2 protein-coding genes are annotated in these 1,534 nt (G+C 72.3%); both read right to left on the bottom strand.

Translation table 11 applies throughout. The features are described 5' to 3' along the window. Positions 1-58: 58 nt before the first annotated feature. Positions 59-871 (bottom strand): bifunctional DNA-formamidopyrimidine glycosylase/DNA-(apurinic or apyrimidinic site) lyase, encoded by an 813-nt coding sequence (gene mutM / locus C4313_RS09470; protein WP_352429620.1) that lies wholly within the window; start codon positions 869-871, stop codon positions 59-61. Positions 872-875: 4 nt separating this feature from the next. Continuing rightward, the coding region (locus C4313_RS09465) for an ornithine cyclodeaminase family protein (RefSeq protein WP_352429619.1) at positions 876-1,534 on the bottom strand (659 nt) is incomplete at its 5' end.

Here is a 1,534-nt window from a genome sequence, read left to right as displayed (position 1 = left end):
CGGGCCTGGGTTCGTCGAATGATACGCACGCGGCGAGGGGGCGGATGTGCCGAAAGCTTTACACCAGAGGCTGACAGAAGGGACATAGGTAGGTGCTGCGGCCCTGGATCCGGAGCCGCTCGATGGGGGTGCCGCAGCGGGGGCAGGGTCGGCCCGCCCGGCCATAGACCCGGAGATAGTGCTGGTGCTCACCGGCCGTCCCGTCGGCCCGGCGATACCACTGGACGGTGGTGCCATGGTGCCGCAGCCCCGCCGCCAGAGCCTCGCGCAGGCCCCGCCACAGGCAGCGGATCTCCGCCGGCGTCAGCCGGTCCGCCCGCCGCTGCGGATGCAGCCGGGCCCGCCACAGGGCCTCATCGGCGTAGATGTTGCCCACCCCCGCGATCACCCGCTGATCCAGCAGCAGGGCCTTTAGGCGGCCCCGACGTCCCTTCAACCGCTCGGCCAGGGCCTCGGGACCGAAGGCCGGGTCCAGGGGCTCCGGGCCCAGGCCTCCCAGGACCGGCGCAGGATCCGGGACCCAATAGAGGCGGCCGAACCGGCGGACGTCGCTGAACCGCAGGACCCGCCCGTCGTCCAGGAAGAAGTCCGCCCGGGCGTGGGGATCGGGGGCCGGGTCCTCCCGCAGGAAGAGCCGACCGGTCATCTTCAAATGGACCAGCCACGCGCCCCGATCCAGGACGAACCAGAGGAATTTGCCGCGCCGGCGGACCTCCCGCACGGTCTGTCCCTGCAGCCGACGAACGAAGGCGGCAGGGGAGGGCGTGGCCACGCTGCGCGGCGCGTAGAGGACCACCCGTTGGATCCGACGGCCGACCAGGTGGGGGCGCAGTTCCCGGACCAGCGTCTCCACTTCCGGCAGTTCGGGCATCGGCTTAAGGTCCCTCCAGAAAGCGCAGACGCTCGCCAGCCCCCTGGCGGAGGGCTTGCTCATAGACCCGGGCGGCGACGGCCACGTCCTCCAGGGCGATCCCCAGCGACTGCAACAGGGTGATCGGGTCGGGGCTCCCCCGGCCGACCCGCCCGGCCACCATATCTTTCAGTTCGTGGACGCGGCTCCATTGTAAAAGGCCCCGCTCCACCGGCTCCAGCAGATCCCCCGCCTCGATTTTCCCCTGATCCCGGCCGTCGATCACCACTAGGTCGGCCCGAAGGACGGCCTCCAGGTCCAGTTCCCGGCGGATCAGGGCGTTGGACCCGGCGGCGTTCACGTGGACGCCGGGCCGCAGCCAGGCCCCCCGCAGGACCGGCTCGCGGGCGTTGGTGATGGTGAGGCGGATGTCCGCGCCGTCGGCAGCGGCCTCGGGGCGATCGACGGCGCGGACCGAGAGGCCCAGACCCTCGGCCATGCGCCGGGCGAAAGCCTCGCGGTGGGCAGGGGTCGGGCTGTAGACCCGGACCTCCTCCAGGGGCCGCACGGCGCGGACGCCCCGCAGTTGGGTTTCGGCTTGATGGCCGCTGCCGTAAAGGCCGACAACCCGGGCGTCGGGCCGGGCCAATGGCTGCCCCGGTCCGGAGGCGGCCCAGGGCGTCC

Origin of the sequence: Thermoflexus sp., assembly GCF_040289485.1 — a bacterium.
Taxonomy (GTDB): Bacteria; Chloroflexota; Anaerolineae; order Thermoflexales; family Thermoflexaceae; genus Thermoflexus.
Note: the sequence above shows the minus strand (reverse complement) of the source record. Positions and strands in the feature narration are given on the sequence as shown.

Coding starts and splice junctions, on each gene's coding strand:
- mutM (WP_352429620.1), bottom strand. CDS start 871: ATGCCCGAACTGCCGGAAGTGGAGACGCTGGTCCGGGAACTGCGCCCC.